The following is a 21,772-nucleotide window of genomic DNA, read 5'->3' on the forward strand; positions in this document are numbered from 1 at the left end:
CGTGAATGTTGCTTTACAAAAAAATATAAATATTAAATATGGAAGCTTTATTAAAATTTGTTCAAGACGAATTTGTAACAAAAAAAGAACTTGCAGAATTTGCAGCAGGTGATACAATTACTGTGTATTACGAAATTAAGGAAGGTGAAAAAGTACGTACTCAGTTCTTTAGAGGAGTTGTAATACAAAGAAGAGGAACAGGAACTTCAGAAACTTTTACAATCAGAAAAATGTCTGGTACTGTAGGTGTAGAAAGAATTTTCCCTGTTAACTTACCTTCTCTTCAAAAAATTGAAGTTAATAAAAGAGGTAAAGTTCGTAGAGCTCGTATCTTTTACTTTAGAGGTCTTACTGGTAAAAAAGCTAGAATTACTGAAAAAAGAAGATAATCTCTTATCAAATAAAATTAAAAAAAGCGTTGTAAATTTTACAACGCTTTTTTTTATGAACAAATGTTTATAACTCTAGTTAATATCTTGTTGATTTCTAAAAGGTTAAATATTTGGTTACTTTGTAAATCATCTTTATATTTAACCAAGATTTACATTTAATTAAACTTTTAGTCTTCGAAAATTATTAGAAATTAATTTGTAAATTTTAAAAGTAACGTTATTATCAATTTATTTTTAAACTTTCTAAAAATATTATTTTTATAACCATAAAGAAGTTTACAAGATTTCAATTTTGTATTCTAGTTAAAAGGTAATATAAAAGTTTAAAAGTATTGAAATAGTAAACTATAATTTCTTTTAAAAAAGAGATATAAGGTTAACACCTTATTTGTTTTGTAGCAATACAAAATAGTGTAAAAGACTATTTCAAAAGAAGCCATATCATTGCAAGAAATTGTATGATATGGCTTTTATCTTCACAAAGGATATTTATTATTCAGTAAATCTTTAATTTCATTGCAAAATCCATTAAAATTACTGTCAATTAATAAAGTATTAACAGTCAAATTCTCATCTAAAATTCTTAAGTTTGTTCCGCTTTAAACGAAAACAATTTCGTGGAAAGCATTTATTGATTATTCCACAACAAAATAACATATTTTTATGAGTAAAATAGCTAAAATTATATATACTAAAACAGATGAAGCACCAGCTTTAGCAACACGCTCTTTTTTGCCAATTGTAAAAGCTTTTACAAAATCATCTCACATAGAAATTGAAGTAAAAGATATTTCATTAGCAGCCAGAATTCTTGCAAATTTTCCTGAATATTTAAAGGAAGAACAAAAAGTTGAAGATGCCTTAGCAATATTAGGAGATTTAGCAAAACAGCCTGAAGCAAATATTATTAAATTGCCAAATATTAGTGCATCTGTTGCGCAATTAACGGAAGCTATTTCTGAGTTACAAGATTTAGGTTATGCAATTCCAGATTTTCCTGAAGAGCCAAAAAATGAAGAAGAAAAAAATATTTTAGCAACCTATAATAAAATTAAAGGTTCTGCTGTAAACCCTGTTTTAAGAGAAGGAAATTCTGACAGAAGAGCACCAAAAGCAATTAAGAATTATGCTCGTAAAAATCCACACTCAATGGGTGCTTGGAGTGCAGATTCTAAAACGCATGTTGCTACAATGACAGAAGGAGATTTTGCAAACAATGAAAATTCTTACACTACCAAAAAAGCAACTTCAATTAGCATACTTCATATTGCAGAAAACGGAACTAAGAAAGTTCTAAAAGAGAAAATTGACTTATTAGAAGGCGAAATTATTGACGCTACAATAATGAGTAAAAAAATATTGATCGACTTTTTAGAAGAGCAATATGAAGATGCTTTAGATAAAAACGTCTTGTTTTCTTTACACATGAAAGGAACCATGATGAAAGTGAGTGACCCAATTATTTTTGGTCATGCAGTTCGTGTGTTTTTCTCTGATTTGTTTAAAAAACATGGAAAAACATTTGATAAGATTGGTGTTGATGTAAATAATGGTTTAGGAAATTTACTTGGAAAATTAAGTGAATTACCAAAAGAAAAACGCGATGAAATTAGAGCTGATTTAAGATATGCTTTTGATCATGGACCAGAAATTGCCATGGTAAATTCTGATAAAGGTATCACAAATTTACATGTTCCTTCAGATGTTATTATAGATGCTTCTATGCCTGCTATGATTAGAACTTCTGGAAAAATGTATAATTCTGATGGAAAATTACAAGACACAAAAGCAATAATTCCTGATAGTTCTTATGCTGGTATTTATGCAGCAACTATCGATTTTTGTAAAAAGAATGGCGCTTTTGATCCTACAACAATGGGTACAGTTCCTAATGTTGGGTTAATGGCTCAAAAAGCAGAAGAATATGGCTCTCATGATAAAACTTTTGAAATTGCAAAAGCTGGTAAAGTAATCGTTGTTGATGCTGCTGGTAAAACAATTTTAGAGCATGCTGTTGAAGCTGGTGATATTTGGAGAATGTGCCAAACAAAAGATTTACCAATTCAAGACTGGGTAAAATTAGCAGTTACAAGAGCTAGAGCTTCTGAAACTCCTGCTGTTTTTTGGTTAGATAAAAACAGAGCTCATGATGCAGAAGTGATTAAAAAAGTAAAAAAATATTTACAAGATCACAATACTGATGGTTTAGATATCCGAATTTTATCACCTATAAAAGCTACCGAATTTACTTTAGAAAGAATTGTAAAAGGAGAAGATACTATTTCTGTTTCAGGAAATGTTTTACGTGATTATTTAACAGATTTATTCCCAATTTTAGAGGTTGGTACTTCTGCAAAAATGTTATCTATTGTTCCTTTAATGAATGGTGGTGGTTTATTTGAAACTGGTGCTGGTGGATCTGCTCCAAAACATGTGCAGCAATTTTTAGAAGAAAACCATTTACGTTGGGATTCTCTTGGAGAATTTTTAGCGTTGGCAGTTTCTTTAGAGCATTTAGGAACTACAAATAATAACGAGAAAGCGTTAATTCTTGCAGAAACATTAGATGAAGCTACAGATAAATTTTTAGAAAATGACAAATCACCTTCAAGAAAAGTTGGTGAAATTGATAACAGAGGTTCTCACTTTTATTTAGCTTTATATTGGGCTCAAGGTTTAGCAAATCAGAATAAAAATGCAGATTTAAAAGCAGAATTTGCTAAAATTGCAGATGAGTTAGCTAAAAACGAAACGAAAATTATTGCAGAATTGAATTCTATTCAAGGAAATGCAGTGAATATAGAAGGGTATTATATGCCAAATGAAACGTTAACTGAAAATGCAATGAGACCTAATAAGAATCTAAACAGCATTTTAAACTAATTTTTAACAAAATTTTATAGTAAATATTAACAGAAAGAGTGCTTCATAGCACTCTTTTTTTAGTTAGTTTTGGTTTTTAACCAAACTAAAAACGAATGAATAAGAAGAAAATCGCTATTATATCTGTAATAGCATTAGTTTTAATTTACCTTGGGTATCGTTATTTTTCGCCTGCTGCAGATGGAGAAATATACCTAACTACTAAAGTAAAAAAAGGAAATTTTGTTAGTGAAGTCATTACTTCTGGAGAAGCACAATCTACAAGTTTAAAAAAAATTAATGGTCCTGATAATTTAAGAAAGTTTCGTTTAAACAATCTTAAAATTCAAGATTTAGTTGCAGAAGGTAGTATTGTTAAAGAAGGTGATTATGTTGGTAGATTAGATCCGAGTGGAGTTAATGAACAAATTTTAGATGCTCGTTTAAATCTAGAAACAGCAGAATCTAGATATACTCAAGAGCAATTAGACACTACTCTATCTTTAAAACAAGAACGAAATTCTATAAAAGATTTACGTTTTTCTATGGAAGAAACAAGTTTAGAATTAAAACAATCTATTTACGAACCTCCAGCAACTATTAAAAAACTTGAAATAAATTTAGAGAAATCTGAACGTGATTTAAGAGAAAAACTTGAAAATTATAGTATCAAGAAAAGACAAGCCAACGCAAGAATGGTGGAAGTTGGTACAAAAGTTTCTAAAATTAAAAACGAATTAAATGATCTTTTAAACTTATTAGAATCCTTTACCATTTACTCTAATGGAAATGGAATGATTACCTATGATAAAGAATGGGATGGAACCAAGAAAAAAGTAGGTTCTTCCATTAGTCCTTGGAATCCTACAATTGCTAGTTTGCCAGATTTAACCAAAATGGAATCTAAAACCTACGCAAATGAAGTTGATATCAGAAAAATAAAAAAAGATTTGCCAGTAAAAGTTGGTTTTGACGCGTTTCCAGATATAGAGATGGATGGAATTGTAACTGATGTTGCTAATGTTGGTGAAAATAAAAGAGGTTCAGATATTAAGGTTTTTCAAGTTTTAATAAAATTAACTGGCTCTAATAACAATATAAGACCAGGAATGACTACATCAAATAAAATACTAACTTTTGAAAGAAAAGATGTTTTGAGTATTCCTTTAGAAGCTGTTTTCTCTAAAGATTCGATAACGTATGTCTACAAAAAAACTGGTTTTTCAGTTGCTAAGAAACAAGTTAAAATTGGTGATTCTAATAACGATTCTGTTATAATTTTAGAAGGTTTGTCTGCAGAAGATGTTGTGTATTTAAATAAGCCAGAAGGTTTAGATGATGATCAAATAGCAAAATTAAATTAGTTTTTTTATGATTGATAAAATCTATATAGAAAAACTAAAATCTAATTTTAGCGAAGCTGTACGTGTAATTTTAGCCAATAAAGTTAGAACACTTTTAACATCTTTAGGAATAATTTTTGGTGTTGCTGCTGTTATTACAATGCTAGCAATTGGAAGTGGTGCTGAAAAAGAAATTTTAGCACAATTAGAATTGGTTGGTGTTAACAATATTGTTATCACTCCTATTCCTGATGAAGCAGATGATCAAAGTAACGAAGAAGAAACTGATGCTGGAGGAATTACTCCTAAAAGGTTTTCTAAAGGCTTAGATATGTTAGATGTAAAAAGCATCAAAAAAAATCTACCTTCCGTAAAAAAAGTAAGTCCAGAAATTATTTTAGAAACCTATGTAATTAAAAAAGGAAGGCAAAGTCCTGTAAAATTAATTGGTGTTTCTTCAGACTTTTTTGAAACCTCAAATATCGAAATAGAAAGTGGTAAAAACTTTTCTGATGTTCAAACAGCCTATTCTTTACCTGTCTGTATTATTGGTAAAACTATAGAGAAAAAACTATTTACTGGAGAAAGTGCAGTTGGCAAACAAATAAAAGTAAAAGATGTTTGGTTGCAAGTAATTGGTGTTATCGAAGAAAAATTTATATCAGAAAATGCACAAGAAAATTTAGGTATTAGAGATTTAAACCAAGATGTTTATATACCAATTACTACTTTTTTAGTACGCTATAAAGATCGTAAAATTATAAGTGACAAACCTATAGATACTGGAGGTGGTATGATTTTTATTAGTGGTGATCAACAGGGGCCTAAAAAGAAAATTCCTAGAGGTAACTATCATCAAATTGATAAATTAACAATTCAAGTAAATAGTTCAGCAGAATTAAATGCAACTGCAGATGTTTTAAGCAGAATGTTAAAAAGAAGACATAATGATATGGTAGATTTTGAGATTTCTATCCCTATTCAGCTTTTAAAACAACAACAAAAAACCAAACAAATCTTTAATATTGTTTTGAGCATAATTGCTGGTATTTCTCTACTAATTGGTGGTATTGGAATTATGAATATTATGTTGGCTTCTGTTTTAGAAAGAACAAAAGAAATTGGAATTATTAGAGCTATTGGAGCCACACAAGAAGACGTTATTTTACAATTTTTAACAGAATCTGTTTTAGTGAGTATTGGAGGTGGAATTATCGGAATTGTTTTAGGTATTTTATCGTCCTACATTTTAGAAATAACCACAGGTATTGAAACTATTTTAACATTAAGTTCCATTTTGCTCTCTTTCTTTGTAGCAACACTTATTGGATTAATTTTTGGAATTGCTCCTGCAAAATCTGCAGCAAGCAAAAGTCCAATTGAAGCTATTAGACACGAATAATTATGAAAAAGATATTTACAACTATTTGCTTTTTAATAGCAATTACAATTGTTAGCCAAGAGAAAATAACGTTACAGCAAGAAATAAGTTTAGAAGAAGCGATTACTATAGCTCAAAAAAACTCACCAGATTACAAGGCATTGCTAAATCAAAACCAAGCAAGTTATTGGAGATATAGAAGATTTAAAGCAGGTTTTTTACCTCAATTAAGGTTTGATGGAACTATACCACAATACTTTAACTCTATAGAACAGCAAACAAATGACCAAGGTGAAGCAATTTTCGTTAGATTCAATCAGGCAACTTATGACGGAACTTTATCTCTAAATCAGAATTTAGCATTAACTGGTGGTACTTTTTCTGTAGAATCAACTTTACGAAGAATAGATAATTTTGGTAACAACTCTAATTCTGGTTATTCTGTAATTCCGTTTTCTTTAAGATATAACCAAAATTCACTTTTCTACAACGATTTTAAATGGCAAAAAAGAATTGAACCTTTAATTTATGAGGAAGCAAAAAGAGAGTTTATTGAAACCATGGAACAAATTTCTTTTAATACAAGTAGACGTTATTTTGCGTTGTTAAAAGCTCAAATTCAAAGTAAAATTGCAAAATCTAATTATTCAAATCAAGATACTTTATTTCAGATTTCTAAAGGAAGATTTAAAATGGGTAAAATTGCCGAAAATGATTTGCTTCAAATAGAATTATCGGTTTTAAACTCAGAGAACGATGTAATTACCAATGAAATTAATTTTAAAAGATCTTCTCAAAATTTATCGAGATATTTAGTATTGGATACAGAAGACATTCTTTTAGCAACGCCAGAAGAACTTACTTTATTTACGGTAACAGTAGAAAAAGCTTTAGAAGAAGCAAAAGCTAATAGAAAAGCGGTTATTGAATTTAGACGAAGACGTTTGCAAGCAGAAAGAGATGTTGCAGAAGTTAGAGGTAGCAATAGAGTACAAATGAGTTTGACAGCAAATTTTGGGATTTCTCAGCAAGGAAATGAGTTTAACAACTTATTTCAAGATTATAACCAACAGCAAAATGTTATGTTATCCTTAGGAATTCCTATTTTAGATTGGGGTGTTTCTAAATCTCGTAGAAAATTGGTAGAAGCCAACAAAGATTTGGTAAATACCAATATAGAGATTCAGGAACAAGAGTTTGAGCAAGAAATTTACTTGCATGTTTTAAACTGGCAAAACCAACGTAATTTTTTAAATACTGCTAAAAAAGCGCAAGAAATTGCTTTAAAAAGATACGAAATCGCCAAAAAGAGATTTGTTTTAGGGAAGATAAGTATTACTGATTTAAATATTGCTCTACAGGAACAAGATAGATCTGTTTTACAATATTTGAATTCTTTAGAGAAATTTTGGACAGATTACTACATCTTAAGACAATTAACTTTATTTGATTTTATCAAAAATAAAAAAATTGAAGTTGCAGATATAATTTACGATTAATAGGTAATTATACAGTATTTTTGTTTATTATAAAAACATTTACGTTAAACAACTTAATTTGAAAAAAATTTTACTCCTGTTTTTCTTGGGATCAATATCTTTATTTAGCCAAGAGAAATTTACAGTTAGTGGAACTGTTTACGACAATAACAATAATGAAACCTTAATTGGAGTTTCCATTTATTTTCCAGAACTAAATGCTGGAACTACCACAAATGAATATGGTTTTTACTCCATAACCTTACCAAGTGGAACGCATAAAATACAAGTAAGTTATCTAGGTTTTACAACCATTAATGAAACTTTAGTTCTTACACAAAAAATAACAAAAAATTTTAAACTGACTGAAGAATCAGAAAGTTTAGCTGAAATTGTTATAGAAGCAGATATCGAAAAAATAAATGTGAGATCACCTCAAATGAGTGTGAACAAGCTAACATCTGCAACTATAAAAAAAATACCTGTAGTTTTAGGAGAAGCAGATATTATAAAATCTTTAATTTTATTACCTGGAGTTACAAGCGCTGGTGAAGGCGCATCTGGTTTTAATGTTAGAGGTGGTGCTGCAGATCAGAATTTAATTTTGCTAGATGAAGCAATTGTTTTTAATTCTTCACATTTATTTGGATTTTTCTCGGTTTTTAATCCTGATGTTATTAAGGATGTAAAATTATACAAAGGCGGAATTCCTGCACGTTTTGGAGGTAGATTGTCATCAGTTTTAGATATTTATCAAAAAGAAGGAAACAGCAAAGAATTTAATGTTACTGGAGGAATTGGTTTGGTTTCCTCTAGATTATTGATAGAAGGGCCAATTGAAAAAGAAAAAAGTTCTTTTGTGGTTGCTGGTAGAGCATCTTATGCACATTTATTTTTACCCCTTTTTGATAATGATAATAAAGCCTATTTCTACGATTTAAACAGTAAAGTTAATTACAGGTTTAATGATAAAAACAATCTTTTTTTATCAACCTATTTTGGAAAAGACATTTTTGGTATTAGCGATAGTTTTGTAAATGAATATGGAAATACTGTTGTTAATTTACGCTGGAATCATCTTTTTTCTGATAAAATATTCTCGAATTTATCTTTAATTTATTCTGATTATTTCTATGGATTAACTTTAGATTTTGTTGGTTTTGAATGGGATTCTGGCATTACCAACTTCAACTTAAAATACGATTTTAAACATTATTTGAATGAAAACTTTAAATTGAGTTATGGGATTAATAATATTTACAACAAATTTAATCCTGGAGAAATTTTACCAAATAGAGAAGATTCTGGGATTCAGCCAGAGAAATTAATTGATAAATATGCCAATGAATTTGCAGCATATTTAGAAGCAGAACATAAAATTAACGACAATTTCACCTTGCAATATGGAGTAAGATTCAGTCATTTTACACGTTTAGGGCAAGATGAAATAAATATATATACAAACGACCAACCTGTAATTTATAACGAGCAATTTAAAAAATACGAATCTGCAAATGCCATTGGTACAGAATCTTTTGAAAGAAGTGAAACTCTGGCTACTTTCCAAAATTTTGAACCTCGAGTTTCTTTATCATATGCTTTAGATGATAATACGTCTATAAAAGCTAGTTATAACAGAATGGCTCAGTATTTACACTTACTCTCAAACACAGCCTCTCCTACTCCATTAGATGTTTGGGCCCCAAGTGGACGTTTTATAGATCCTCAATTATTAGATCAATATGCGATTGGCTATTTTAAATCCTTAAAAAATGGCGATTATTCTTTAGAAACTGAAGTATTTTATAAGGATATTCAAAATAGAATTGACTATATAAATGGCGCAAATTTAATTGCCAATAACGAAATTGAAACCGTTATTTTAAACGGACAAGCAAGAGCTTATGGTTTAGAAGTTTTATTAAAAAAAAATGAAGGAAAATTTACTGGATTTTTAGCCTATACTTTAGCAAAATCAGAACAACAAACTTTAGGAAGAACTGCTGCAGAACCTGGTATTAATAATGGTGAATGGTACAATTCTCCTTTTGATAAAACTCATGACATTTCTATTAATGGAAGTTATGAATTGTCTAAAAAATGGACGTTTAACGCAAACTTTTTATTTCAAACTGGGCAACCTACAAATTATCCTGTTGGGCAATATGAAATACAAGGTTTAAATGTGCCAATTTTTGATGATAATAGAAGAAATGCTGATAGATTACCTGCATACCACAGACTTGATATTTCTGCGACTTTAACTCCAGAAAAAAATAAAAATAGAAAATGGAAAGGTGAATGGGTTTTTGGAATTTATAATTTATATGGTCGTGAAAATGCGGCTTCTATTAATTTTAGTCAGAATAGAGAAACTCTTAGAAACGAAGCTGTACAAACCTCTATTTTTGGCTTAGTACCTTCTGTAACCTATAATTTTAAATTTTAAAAAAAAAAAGGTTTTAAACCTCTTGATAAAATATTTAATGATGAAAAACATACTACTAATTTTAACCTTTGCTGCACTTTTTATAAGTTGCGAAAAAGTGGTGGAGATTGATGTCCCATCCATAGAACCAAAATTAATTATAGATGCTTCTTTTGAAATCTATTTTGATGAAAACCCAGTAACTGCAAAAAATAGTGTGAAGCTCAGTTTATCCGCAGATTATTTTGATGAAGTTATTCCACCAGCTCTTGGTGCAACAGTCTTTTTAACCAATCTTGCAGATAACTCAATTATAACTTTTTCTGATGTAAATTCAACTGGAAATTATGAACCTGTAAATAATTTTATTCCTGAAGAAAATGTAGCCTATGAGTTAACTATTGTTTATGATAGTGAAACTTATAAAGGAACAGCATTTAGAATAAAATCAACGCCATTAACAAATGTAGAACAAGGAAATGAAACCTTATTTTCTGGAGAAGAAACTCAATTAAAAATAGAATTTACTGATGAAGTAACCATTGAAAACTTTTATTTATTCGATTTTACAAACAACATCTTTTTAACTTTAGAAGACCGATTTTTTAATGGTGCTATATATAATTTCTCAACTTTTTATCAAGAAGATGAAATTGATTTACCAGCAACAGTAACTATAAAAATGTCTGGAATTTCTAGAGACTATTACGACTATTTTAGAATATTACAAGGTCAAAGTGGTCAAAATGGTGGTGGTCCTTTTGAAACAGTACCATCTTCTTTGTTAGGAAATATGATTAATATAACCAACGAAGATAATTTTCCTTTAGGCTATTTTCATATTGCTGAAACAGATACTTTTACATTAGATTTGGTGGAGTTGGAAGATTAAATGAACTTCACTTTTTAAAAAATTCATATCGTTTAAACCACATTGTTGTTAAATATGCTATTTTTGATTAATGAATTTTACAAAAACAACAGAACAGGATTCTAATTACAATCATTTAGAAAAAATGACTGTTTTAGAAGTGCTCACAAATATTAACAACGAAGATAAAAAAGTGGCAATTGCTGTTGAAAAAGCGTTACCACAAATTGAAGCTTTGACCCATAAAATTGTTCAACAACTAAAAAATGGTGGTAGACTTTTTTATATTGGTGCAGGAACTTCTGGTAGATTAGGTATTTTAGATGCTTCTGAATGTCCACCAACATTTGGTGTTCCTCATGAATTAGTTCTTGGTTTAATTGCTGGTGGAGATTATGCCATTAGAAAAGCAGTTGAATTTGCAGAAGATTCTAAAACTCAAGGTTGGTTAGATCTGCAAGAACATAACATCACTAAAAAAGATGTTGTTGTAGGTATTGCTGCTTCTGGAACTACACCTTATGTAATTGCTGCTTTAGAAAAATGCAACGAAAACAACATTATTACAGGATCAATTTCTTGTAATAAAAATAGCCCTTTATCCAATACTGCTCAATTTAATATTGATGTTATTGTAGGTCCTGAATTCGTAACAGGAAGCTCTAGAATGAAAGCAGGAACTGCGCAAAAATTAGTGTTGAACATGCTTTCTACAACAACCATGATTCATTTGGGTAAAATAAAAGGCAATAAAATGGTTGATATGCAACTCTCTAACAACAAATTGGTAGAAAGAGGTGAAAAAATGTTGATGAGTGAGTTGAACATCAACCAAGAAAAAGCAAATGAATTGTTAGCAAAATTTGGTAATGTTAGAGAGGCTATTTTAAATTATACTTTATGAGTACAGACAAACAATTACTAAGCAAAGCTTTGGTAAGATTAGGTATTTTAATTTTATTATTTATATTATGTCCTGTTATTATGACAATGGGTTTTAAGGCTTTAGATAAATTTACAGGAACCAATAACGAATATATTGCTTATTTAATTTTGGGATTTAGTTCCATTCTTTTATTGTATACCTTATATTTTGGTTTTAAAACTTTTGGGGTTTTGCAAAAAGCTATATTTAACGAAAAATAAAATCTGAAAACGATAAACTTACACAAGGTTTTTAAATGGGAACATTGGCCTTCTTCTTTATTTTATATTCCCAATTTGCCTTATGCTTTTTATTTAGCAGCAAAGGCAAAACATGCTGCTTTTTTTAGTGCTGCCAATCCTATTATAAAAAGTTCTGGAAATGGTACAGAAAGTAAATTTACCACGATTCACTTAGTTCCTGAAAAATACAGACCCAAAAGTATTTTGCATGTAGAAAATTCATCAATTTCTGAAACACTCTTAAAACTAAAGAATCAGCAATTAGAATTCCCTTTAATTGCTAAACCAGATATTGGTTTTAGAGGATTATTGGTAAAAAAGATAACTTCTGAAAATGAACTTAAAATATATCTGAACACCTATAATATCGATATTATACTTCAAGAATTTATAGCCTATAAACATGAATGTGGCATTTTTTATTCTAGAAATCCAACTACAGATAAAGGTGTAATTTCATCCATCACTTTAAAAAAATTTTTATGTATTACTGGTGATGGAACTTCAACATTGCAACAACTTATTTTAAGTGATAAGAGAGCCAAATTATATGTTGATTTATTATTAGAATTGCACCAAAACAACTTAAAGTTAATTCCAAAAAAGTTGGAAATTATTCAGCTTTCTGTAATAGGAAATCACTCTAAAGGAACACAATTTTTAAACGGAAATCATTTAATTTCAAGACAATTAGAAGCTACTTTTGATGCACTAAGCAAATCGATTCCAGGTTGGTTTTATGGTAGAATCGACTTGAAATACAACAATTTTTCTGAAGTTGAAAATGGTAAAGATTTTAAAATTTTAGAAATTAATGGCATTATTGCAGAGCCTACTCACATCTATGATAGTGAAAACTGTACTTATTTTGATGCTTTAAAAGCAATTAGAAGTCATTGGAAATCTTTATATGAAATTGCAACAACCAATCATTTAGAGCATAAAATTCCTTATAAAAGTACTAAAAAATTCATCTCAGAAATGTTTGAATTAAGAGCTTATACCAAAAAAATTAAGCGTTTTACTTCCTAAAAACTGTTTGTGGTTTTACAAAAATCGAGAAATTAAAATACTTTTAACTCAAATAGTTTTTAATTGAACTCGATAGCCTAATTATATCAAATATTAATAAAATATAAAGTAGATTTGTAGTAATCAATCTAAAAAAAATGCAAAAAAAATTATATATAAGTACTCTGTTATTTTTCTTAACGGTTTCATTTACAAACGCCCAAGAATTATCAACCTCAAAAATTAAAGATCTTGTAGAAAGCTACAAAGAAGATGTTAGAGGGCCATATTACAGAATAAAATGGTTTTGTGAAGATGGTAGTGTTAGAGAAGCAAAAGATCCTTGTCCAGATAAAATTGAAGGCATACAACATGCAAGTTTTAAAACTTCTGCTTTAGAGTTGAGAAAAACAAACCATTTGTTTTTTGGCGAGATTTTAGCAGCGACAAAAATCAATGAATTTTTAGACGAACAAAACAATTACAGCAGACTAAAACAGTATCAAATTGGTAAATATTTAGCGAGTATTAATGATGGTTGGGTTTTGCGAAAAGGTCAATTTTACAGAGGTGCTGTACAATCTGAAGATGAAGAAGCTTGGGGAAAAGAGTTTTTTGAAACTGTTTTAAAAAATGATTCTTTTTTAAAAACAAATTATTATTTAATAAGACAAGCGTTAAAAGATATTCCACATAATGGAGATACAAATCTTGGACAATTGATGAGAAGTGAATCTAAAATTTTAGCCGAAGAAATTCCTAGTTTTATGGATGTTCGAATTAAAATTCACGGAAATCCACAAAAGACAGATATTGCATTGGTGAAGAATTTTATCAATAAAAAAGAGGATAAATTATCTTTAAAAGAAAAGAAAGATTTGCAAAACTTAATTTTAACAATGGAACAGTTTTATGCTCCATTAGATTTTAAAAAGATAGATGAAGAAGTTGCAAACCTAAAAGGAAATACTTTTTTGATTGACGAGATTAAAAATTTCTCAGAAAATTATATCAACAATAATTCATCGAAAAAAATTGTAAGAAATTCTGCAAATATTTTAGCAGATATTAGAACCAATATTACTGATTTTAAATCATCTAAACATAAATTGCAATTATTAGATATTAGCAACCAAATAGAAAATGTGTTGTTAATTGAAGCGCAAAATTGGGAAACTGAAACCTTACAAGAAACAATTGAAAAAATTGAAATTTTAACTTGTGCTGCTTTAGGAAGTGGTTTAATTGAAATTTGGGAATTTGATAAAATAGAAAAATCTCTTATTAATAAAGGGAATACAGACAAGATTACTGTAGCTTCTTTAAACGAATTACTAACCATTTCTAGAAGTATTGTGGAATGGAGTGCTTCTTTAATTAAAGCAAATTATAATGAGGATGTTTTAAATTACACAAAATTCGAACCTTTGGCTTATGGTTTTATTGATGATAGAGTTCGTAACAGCATCGCTTTAAGTTTGGGAGAAACTGTAAGTAAATTAGGAACTTTTGTTGCTAAAATATCAAATATCAATAATGATGTAATGTCTATTGATAACCAAAGTGCAATTAGAGGTTTAAATCCTGGATATGCTTTTGGAGAATTGGTTGTGGTAGATGGAAATCCTGATGATGTTGAAGTAAATACGAATAAAATTTACATTTTTCAAAATCCGCCTTCAGATTTAAAACCTGTTGCTGGAATTTTAACGGTTTCTGAAGGAAATTTAGTTTCTCACGTTCAATTATTGGCAAGAAATTTAGGAATTCCGAATGCAGCTTTATCGAATGAAAATTTATCAGCTTTAAAAAAATACAATGGTAAAAAAGTTTTTTACGCAGTTTCTCATAAAGGAAATGTGATTATCAAGACCGAAAACGATATGTCTTCTGAAGAAGAAAAGCTTTTTGAGAAAAAAGAACGTAGTAAAAACATGATTGAAGTTCCTGTTGAAGATATTCGTTTAGATGTGTCTAAAGTAATTAACATGCGAGATGTAAATGCAACAGATTCTGGAAAACTTTGTGGACCAAAAGCGGCCAATCTTGGGGAGTTGAAAAATCTTTTTCCAAAGCAAGTTGTTGAAGGTTTAATTATTCCTTTTGGTGTTTTTAAAACACATATGAACTTACCAATGCCAAATGAAGGTAAAAGTTATTGGCAATATTTAAATGATACTTTTTACAATGCAGATCAGAAGAAAAAAGCGGGAGCAACTGAAGAGCAAGTAGAAAATTATTTATTAACTTCTTTAGAGAAACTTCATAAAGCTATTTTAAACATCAATTTAAATGCTGATTTCACAAAAGATTTAAAATCGAACTTTCAAACTGCTTTCAAAAATGATATTGGTAAAGTTCCTGTATTTTTAAGGAGTGATACCAATATGGAAGATTTGAAAGAATTTACTGGAGCTGGTTTAAATTTAACGCTTTTTAATATTAAAGAAGAAGATAAAATTTTACAAGGAATTAAAAAAGTTTGGGCATCTGCTTACACAGAACGTAGTTTTAAATGGAGACAAAAATATTTATTGAATCCAGAAAATGTGTATCCATCTATTTTAATTATACCAAGTGTAGATGTAGATTATTCTGGAGTTATGATTACAAAAGGAATAAATGCTGGTACAGATAACGATTTAACAGTAGCTTTTTCTAGAGGTGCTGGAGGTGCTGTAGATGGCCAATCTGCAGAAACAAGACTCATCACCAAAAATGAAAACTTTTTATTAGCGCCAGCAAGACAAGCAGATTATATACGTTTGCCTAATTATGGTGGAACAAAAAAATATTTTACATCTTTCGAAAATGAGATTTTGAATGAGGATAATATCAACGAAATTAGAAAAATAGCGAAAGAAGTAAGAGCTAAAATTGGCGAGAAAGCAGAAGATAAAGACCAAGCTTTTGATGTTGAATTTGGTTTTGAGAATAATAAATTGTGGTTGTTTCAAATAAGACCTTTTGTGGAAAATAAACAAGCAAAAAGTTCAGATTATTTGAATTCAATAACTCCAAAAATTGCAGACGATAAACAAATAAAAATCACCGAAAAATTATAATAATGAAAAAAAGATACATTTTACTGATTGCTGGTATTTTAATTTCTTTAGGATTTATGAGATATTATCCTATTGATGGTTATGAATACACAGGCATTAAACGTTTATACCAAATAAGACAGTTTCAAAAAGACAGTGTTAAGTATAACAGAATTCCTAAAGGAGCTTATAAAAAATGGGCAGATATTCAATTACATCTAACCAATAAAACTACAGATAGTGTAGAAGATTTATTTGTAGTTGATAGCGATTTTGATCGAAAAATAAAGAGAATTACACCAAGTGGAAATTATTCTTTAGCGATTATGGATATGAGCGATCCTGAAAATTTACGCTATGCAGAACATAGAGAAACTGTAGGTTATCAGCCAGGTAGTGTTGGTAAATTAGCTGTTTTATTAGCTGTTTTTGATCAACTTGAAAAAATATGTCCAGATTCTTATGAAGAGAGAGTTGGTTACTTAAAAAGTATAAAAGTTACCAGTAGATATTGGGGATTAGGAGATCATCATACCATACCAATTTACGATATAGAAAAAGATAGATTAACCAAAAGACAAGTTATTGCCAGTGATGAATTTTCACTATTTGAATGGTTAGATCACATGGTTTCTGTAAGTAATAATGGTGCTGCAAGTATTATGTACAGAGAAGCAATGTTAATGGCTGCTTTTGGACAAGAATACCCAAATTTAGATGCTGAAAAAGCTGAAAAATACTTTAAAGAAACCCCAAGAGATTCTTTAACAAATTTAGCAAATACAGTTGTAAACCAACCTTTAAGAGATTTAGGAATTAAAGAAAGCGAATGGAAATTAGGTGGCATGTTTACAAGACCTCCAGAAAGATATGTTGGTAGAAAAGGTGGTAGTATTGGTTCTCCTAAAGGATTAATGAAATTTTTGGTAAAATTAGAACAAGGAAAAGTAATTGATAAGGAATCTAGCTTAGAAATGAAACGTTTAATGTATATGACAGATAGACGAATTCGTTATGCAAGATCGCCAAGATTAGATGATGCTGCTGTGTATTTTAAATCTGGTAGTTATTATAAATGTGACAGAACTAAAGACCCAAATTGTGCAAGTTATGCAGGAAATGTATTTAACTATATGAACTCTGTAATTATTGTGGAACAAGAAAATGGTGTAAAATATATTGTTTGTTTAATGACGAATGTTTTAAACAAAAACTCTGCAGGTGCTCACATGTACTTGGCAAGTAAAATTGATGATGTTGTAAATGAAACTGCCAACATTAACAAACCTGAAATTAAAGAAGAAAAATACGTAGAAGATAAAGACGAATCAGATAATTAAGAATCTTTAATCTTTCTTTAAAAGTTGAATATAAGTATCGTAAGCAAGTTGGCCAACAGCTTTATTACGATACTTTTTTAATGGTAATAATGCAGGTAAAAAAGCTCTATTATCTGCAGCTTTAATATAGGTAACCGCAAAATGCCTAATATTACTTCCACTAATAGTCATTATTTTATTTAGGTATTCTAATTCAGAAATTAATGGCGTTTTAATTACTGAAGAATCTAAAGTGTCTTCTTCAATAGCAAAATGCTCTAAAACTGGTAATACTGCATTTTTTATGGCGCTATCTAATAAGTTTTCTAAAAGTTCGATGGCATTTATTTTAGCTTCTTTTATTTCGCTCTTCATCGCCTTAAAAATAATCTGAATATCTTCTTCATTATAAAGCAAACTCAATAAATTAAATAAGGTTAAAAAAGATTTATTTAACTCTAATTCTAAAGCATTGCTCAGATTTTTTCTAGCTTCGTAAATTGTTTGGTTATTTTCGTTAGCTTCATCAACCAAATCTTTATTAATTGTGTGTTGAATAGACGTTAAAACCTCTAAAATATCTTCATAAAAACCACATTCTTTATAAATTTGATTTTTAATAACTCTGTTAGAAATCGTTAAATTTAAATTTTTCCTTTTAATTTTTCGTAATGATTTTGTAGCCTCTAATCTACTGGTAGAATCTTTACTTTTTAATATTTTTAATAGCATTTTTACGGCATTTTCATTCTGAAATGCACCTACTATTTTTGGAATGTTCTTTTTAACTTTCGATTTTAATTCGCCTTTAGACTCTAAATCTAACAAAACATTTATAATTCTTGGTCCGTAATTTTTTAGCGATTTTATCGCTCTTTTTCTATGTCTTTTGATCGCTAGTAAATTTAACAAATCGCTAATAAACACTTCATGTGCAGTAATCCCAGCAGCAATTGTTGCAAATTTTACAATATAAGGGTGCTTATTATTTAAGTGTTTTGTAATAAAATCGTAATGATTCGTCATTCTAGAATATGCAATACTCAAAAGTAAGCCTGCAATAATTTCTTTTTTTACATAATCGTCATCAGCAGTATGTAACTCTATTTTATCTTCTAAACGTTTTCTTAATTGATATAAAACACCTAAAGATTGGTTATTCTGACTTTGTTTTGCCAATGCTAAAAGTGCGCCATTAGCTATATAAACATCACTATGATTTAAATACGTATTAAAAAAATGTTCTTCTGTTTTAGGTGAATGAGCCAAAATATAATCTAAAGCAATGTATACAAGTGTATCATCTTTTTCATACACCAACGCTTCTATTTTAGTTAAGATATTATTGTCATCAAAAAAATCTAAATACTCTATAGCTTCTATTTTTACTTTGTTGGATGAATGCTGTAAAAGTTGAATAATAGGTTTTTGAAGTGCTTTTAGTTTGTAATCTTTTAAACGATCAAACATATTTAAAATAGCTTCTTCTGTTCCGTTTTCTAATACGTTTTTGATATCGAATAAATTATTACCTTTTTGAGGTTTTACATTGTTATTACTGGCAAATGTTAGCGTTTTCTGAATATTTTTCTTGAAAGATTCGAAATACGCTTCTCTTAATTTGTAGATTAAAACGATCCAAATAAAAACAAATAGAATTACAATAACAGTAATGTAAGACGTACTTAAATTTAGCTTTTTGATAAAAAATATCAACAAAAAACCTGCAAAACCAGTGGCAATACTATCTACAGCAACATCTATATAAGATTTTGCCTGGTTTTTAATATGCAAAGGAATTGGCATAATAGACAACTCAACAGCAGCTTTATTCAAACTTTGCTTAAAACTACCATCAATACCTTTTATAATAATTAAAACCCACAATTCAGGAAACGTTAAAAACAATAAACTTCCTAAACCTATGGTTAAAGGCAACACTAATAAAGAAGAAGAAACTCCTAATTTATTTAAAATTTTATTGGTAAAAAATAATTGAAGTACAAGCGCAACAACATTAAAAGTAGAAAACCAAAAACCAAAAAAAGCAGCTAATTCATCTGAATTTGGTATGGCTTTATTCGCAAAATCACTAAATTGAAAATCTACCAACTTTGCAACGATTACACTAATCCCAGTTATAAATGCTAAATAACTTAAATGTTTAGATTTCGATATAAGTTTTAAAGAAGACTTTTCTAATTGATCTTGACTCGCAATTACTTGTTTTCTCTTAAAAGTGTTTAAATATTGTATTCTTAACGTATATACTTTTCTTAAAATAGGAATACAAGCTAATAATAAAATAGAGGCCAGAAAAACGGTATATTCTTTCCCAAAATTACTGGCAATAATACTTGTTAAATATCCACCAAAAATACCACCTGCTATAGCTCCTGCTCCAATAAAGCCAAAGATTCTTTTGGCTTCTCTTGCATTAAAAACCATGTTGGCAAAAATCCAAAATTGCGATGTAGCAACAACTGCAAACAACGAAACAAATACATAATAAAAATATAAAATGAATTTATTTATAAAATTAAAATTTAATAAAACAGCTAAAATGGTAAAGACTAAACTAAAAACAACTAAAGATAAAACTGTAATTTTTACTAACGAAAAATTACGGATTGCTTTGCTATAAAAATAAGTGGTTGCTACTGCAATAAAAGCGACTAATAAATAACCATAAGGCAAATTATCTGCACCTAATTGAGATACAAATAAGGCATTTACAGTTGGTTTTACAATTAACAAAACTGTTATAATTATAAAAATATACAACTGCATTAAAAAAGAGATGAAGATTTCTCCATCTCTTAATCCGAATGTTTTATGAATTAATTTTCTCACTTTTAAGTTAAATCTTGCTCACTACAAAGTACGTCTTTTTTTCAATACCTTTTCTAATGGTCTTACTAAATCTCTTATGGTTTGCTCTCCATAATCATAATCTACCAAAGCTACAATAATATATTTTCTTTTTGGGCCCCAAACTAAAGCAGAATCTGAATGATAATTTCTCCAAGAACCAGATTTACGGTATACATCTGCTTTTGGTGCAATTTTATCTAAAGTATTTACAAATTTATGATGTAAAGCTGGCTTTTTCATAATTTGTAACATTTCTTTAGAACGTTCTGTACTAATTAAATTACCCAAAGCTAATTGATAATAAAAACTACAAACTTGTCTTGTAGTTGCTGCATGGCTTAAACCTTTTATAGGATCTGGATAACGTCTGCCAGCTGCAGCATATCTTTTACCAACCCATAAACCACCACCAACTTCTTCATCGTACAATTTATGTTTTGGCGATCTTAAAACTTCTTCTATTTTTTCATACCCTACTCTATCAATATTTCTAGTAGATGCTTGGTTGTTAGATTTACTAATCATTAAACGTAAATCTTGTTTAACTTCTTTAGTATATGCTAACTCTCCTTTATCAACAGCATCCATAACAGCTAGTAAAATTGCAATTTTAGGCAAACTTGCTGCATACATCATAAAATTATCATTTAAACCAGCATATCTAAAATTTGTGCTATCACTTAAATCTACAATAGCAACAGACATTTGTTTTCCTTTTATTAAACGCTTCCAAGTTTCATTAGAATTAATTTCTTTCTCTAAAACACTTTGTAAATAAGGATCTTCAATTTCTTGAATCGGTTTTATTTCCTTTTTTAAATGAACAGGTAAAACTACCTTGCTATTTTTGTATGTTTTAGACGAATATATTAAAGGCCCATTTAAATTTTGGCTTGGCTTTTGTGCAAAAGTATAAAGAGACAATAAAGCAAATAAAGTTACGAATGTATATTTCATATTTTTTAATTGAATCATATTAAATTTATTATTAATTAAATATATAAGATACAAAATTAATACCAAGAGGTGTATATTAGATGTTAACGTTTTCCAAAAAAAACATTAATCTTTTGTTTTCTTTATAGTTGAGGGGTTAAAACCAAAATCTTTTGCTGGTAATGCTATTTTTAATTGATAAATTAAATAGCCAATACTTGCATAATGATGTGTTGTGTGGCTTTGCGCTTGCATTAAAATACTGCCTAAAGTATATATTGCAGTTTCGTTTCCTAAACCTAAATCGTCTGTTACTTCTAATAATTCAGATAAATCGTTATTATTAAGTAAATTTTTAAGTTGATCGATTACTGAATTAAAGTAATCGATCCCCAAACTTGCTTGTAGCTCCACATTTAAATTTCGCTCTCTTGCTGTTAAATCGATTTTTTTTGATGCAAAACCATTTAAAATACAAGAATAAACATCTAAAATATGACGAACATGGCAACCAATACTTGCATAATAAGGTCCTAAAGAAGCATCTGCATACGTTTCATCTGAAATTGAATTTAAAAGTTGTACTCCTTTTTGCAAGTTTTTTTCGATTGCAATAATCATTTAAAAAAAATTAAAATTAAAGATGATAAATATAAATTATTAATT

The 21,772-nt window shown here is 29.0% G+C and carries 15 protein-coding genes; 12 read left to right on the top strand and 3 right to left on the bottom strand.

All coding sequences use genetic code 11. The features are described 5' to 3' along the window. The first annotated feature begins 38 nt into the window (after positions 1-38). The 12 genes from rplS (at position 39) to LPB03_RS04575 (ending at position 17,317) form a co-directional block, all read left to right on the top strand. Positions 39-389 (top strand): 50S ribosomal protein L19, encoded by a 351-nt coding sequence (gene rplS, locus LPB03_RS04520; RefSeq protein WP_065319067.1) that lies wholly within the window; start codon positions 39-41, stop codon positions 387-389. 666 nt (positions 390-1,055) lie between these two features. Next, positions 1,056-3,275, top strand: a complete 2,220-nt coding sequence (locus LPB03_RS04525) for an NADP-dependent isocitrate dehydrogenase (RefSeq protein ID WP_065319066.1) — start codon at positions 1,056-1,058, stop codon at positions 3,273-3,275. 95 nt (positions 3,276-3,370) lie between these two features. Continuing rightward, a complete protein-coding gene (locus LPB03_RS04530; protein WP_065319065.1) occupies positions 3,371-4,618 on the top strand; it encodes an efflux RND transporter periplasmic adaptor subunit in 1,248 nt (415 codons plus the stop codon). Between the two features lie 7 nt (positions 4,619-4,625). Next, complete coding sequence (locus LPB03_RS04535; RefSeq protein WP_065319064.1) at positions 4,626-5,999, top strand: ABC transporter permease; 1,374 nt, start codon at positions 4,626-4,628, stop codon at positions 5,997-5,999. A gap of 2 nt (positions 6,000-6,001) precedes the next feature. Beyond that, positions 6,002-7,477: a TolC family protein gene (locus LPB03_RS04540; RefSeq protein WP_065319063.1), complete on the top strand. Its 1,476-nt coding sequence runs from the start codon at positions 6,002-6,004 to the stop codon at positions 7,475-7,477. A gap of 58 nt (positions 7,478-7,535) precedes the next feature. Next, positions 7,536-9,905, top strand: coding sequence for a TonB-dependent receptor (locus tag LPB03_RS04545; protein ID WP_139058951.1), 2,370 nt, complete (start codon positions 7,536-7,538; stop codon positions 9,903-9,905). A 40-nt stretch (positions 9,906-9,945) separates the two neighbouring features. Further along, a complete protein-coding gene (locus LPB03_RS04550) occupies positions 9,946-10,776 on the top strand; it encodes a DUF4249 family protein (protein ID WP_065319061.1) in 831 nt (276 codons plus the stop codon). Between the two features lie 70 nt (positions 10,777-10,846). Continuing rightward, positions 10,847-11,659, top strand: a complete 813-nt coding sequence (murQ, locus tag LPB03_RS04555) for an N-acetylmuramic acid 6-phosphate etherase (protein WP_065319060.1) — start codon at positions 10,847-10,849, stop codon at positions 11,657-11,659. Further along, positions 11,656-11,901: a DUF6095 family protein gene (locus LPB03_RS04560; protein ID WP_065319059.1), complete on the top strand. Its 246-nt coding sequence runs from the start codon at positions 11,656-11,658 to the stop codon at positions 11,899-11,901. The genes murQ and LPB03_RS04560 overlap by 4 nt, the downstream gene beginning before the upstream one ends. A 75-nt stretch (positions 11,902-11,976) precedes the next feature. After that, positions 11,977-12,954: an ATP-grasp domain-containing protein gene (locus LPB03_RS04565; RefSeq protein ID WP_083187120.1), complete on the top strand. Its 978-nt coding sequence runs from the start codon at positions 11,977-11,979 to the stop codon at positions 12,952-12,954. Positions 12,955-13,091: 137 nt separating this feature from the next. Beyond that, positions 13,092-15,998: a PEP/pyruvate-binding domain-containing protein gene (locus LPB03_RS04570; protein WP_065319057.1), complete on the top strand. Its 2,907-nt coding sequence runs from the start codon at positions 13,092-13,094 to the stop codon at positions 15,996-15,998. A gap of 2 nt (positions 15,999-16,000) precedes the next feature. After that, positions 16,001-17,317: a serine hydrolase gene (locus LPB03_RS04575; RefSeq protein ID WP_065319056.1), complete on the top strand. Its 1,317-nt coding sequence runs from the start codon at positions 16,001-16,003 to the stop codon at positions 17,315-17,317. A gap of 6 nt (positions 17,318-17,323) precedes the next feature. On the opposite strand, the gene LPB03_RS04580 is transcribed toward LPB03_RS04575, so the two are convergent. The 3 genes from LPB03_RS04580 to LPB03_RS04590 all read right to left on the bottom strand — a co-directional run bounded on the left by LPB03_RS04580 (position 17,324) and on the right by LPB03_RS04590 (position 21,727). After that, complete coding sequence (locus LPB03_RS04580) at positions 17,324-20,149, bottom strand: Npt1/Npt2 family nucleotide transporter (protein WP_065319055.1); 2,826 nt, start codon at positions 20,147-20,149, stop codon at positions 17,324-17,326. A gap of 21 nt (positions 20,150-20,170) precedes the next feature. Further along, positions 20,171-21,127 (bottom strand): serine hydrolase, encoded by a 957-nt coding sequence (locus LPB03_RS04585; RefSeq protein WP_083187167.1) that lies wholly within the window; start codon positions 21,125-21,127, stop codon positions 20,171-20,173. A 105-nt stretch (positions 21,128-21,232) separates the two neighbouring features. After that, entirely contained in the window at positions 21,233-21,727 is a 495-nt protein-coding gene (locus tag LPB03_RS04590; RefSeq protein ID WP_065319054.1) for a DinB family protein, read from the bottom strand. Positions 21,728-21,772: the final 45 nt, after the last annotated feature.

This window comes from Polaribacter vadi, from assembly GCF_001761365.1.
Classification (GTDB): Bacteria; Bacteroidota; Bacteroidia; order Flavobacteriales; family Flavobacteriaceae; genus Polaribacter; species Polaribacter vadi.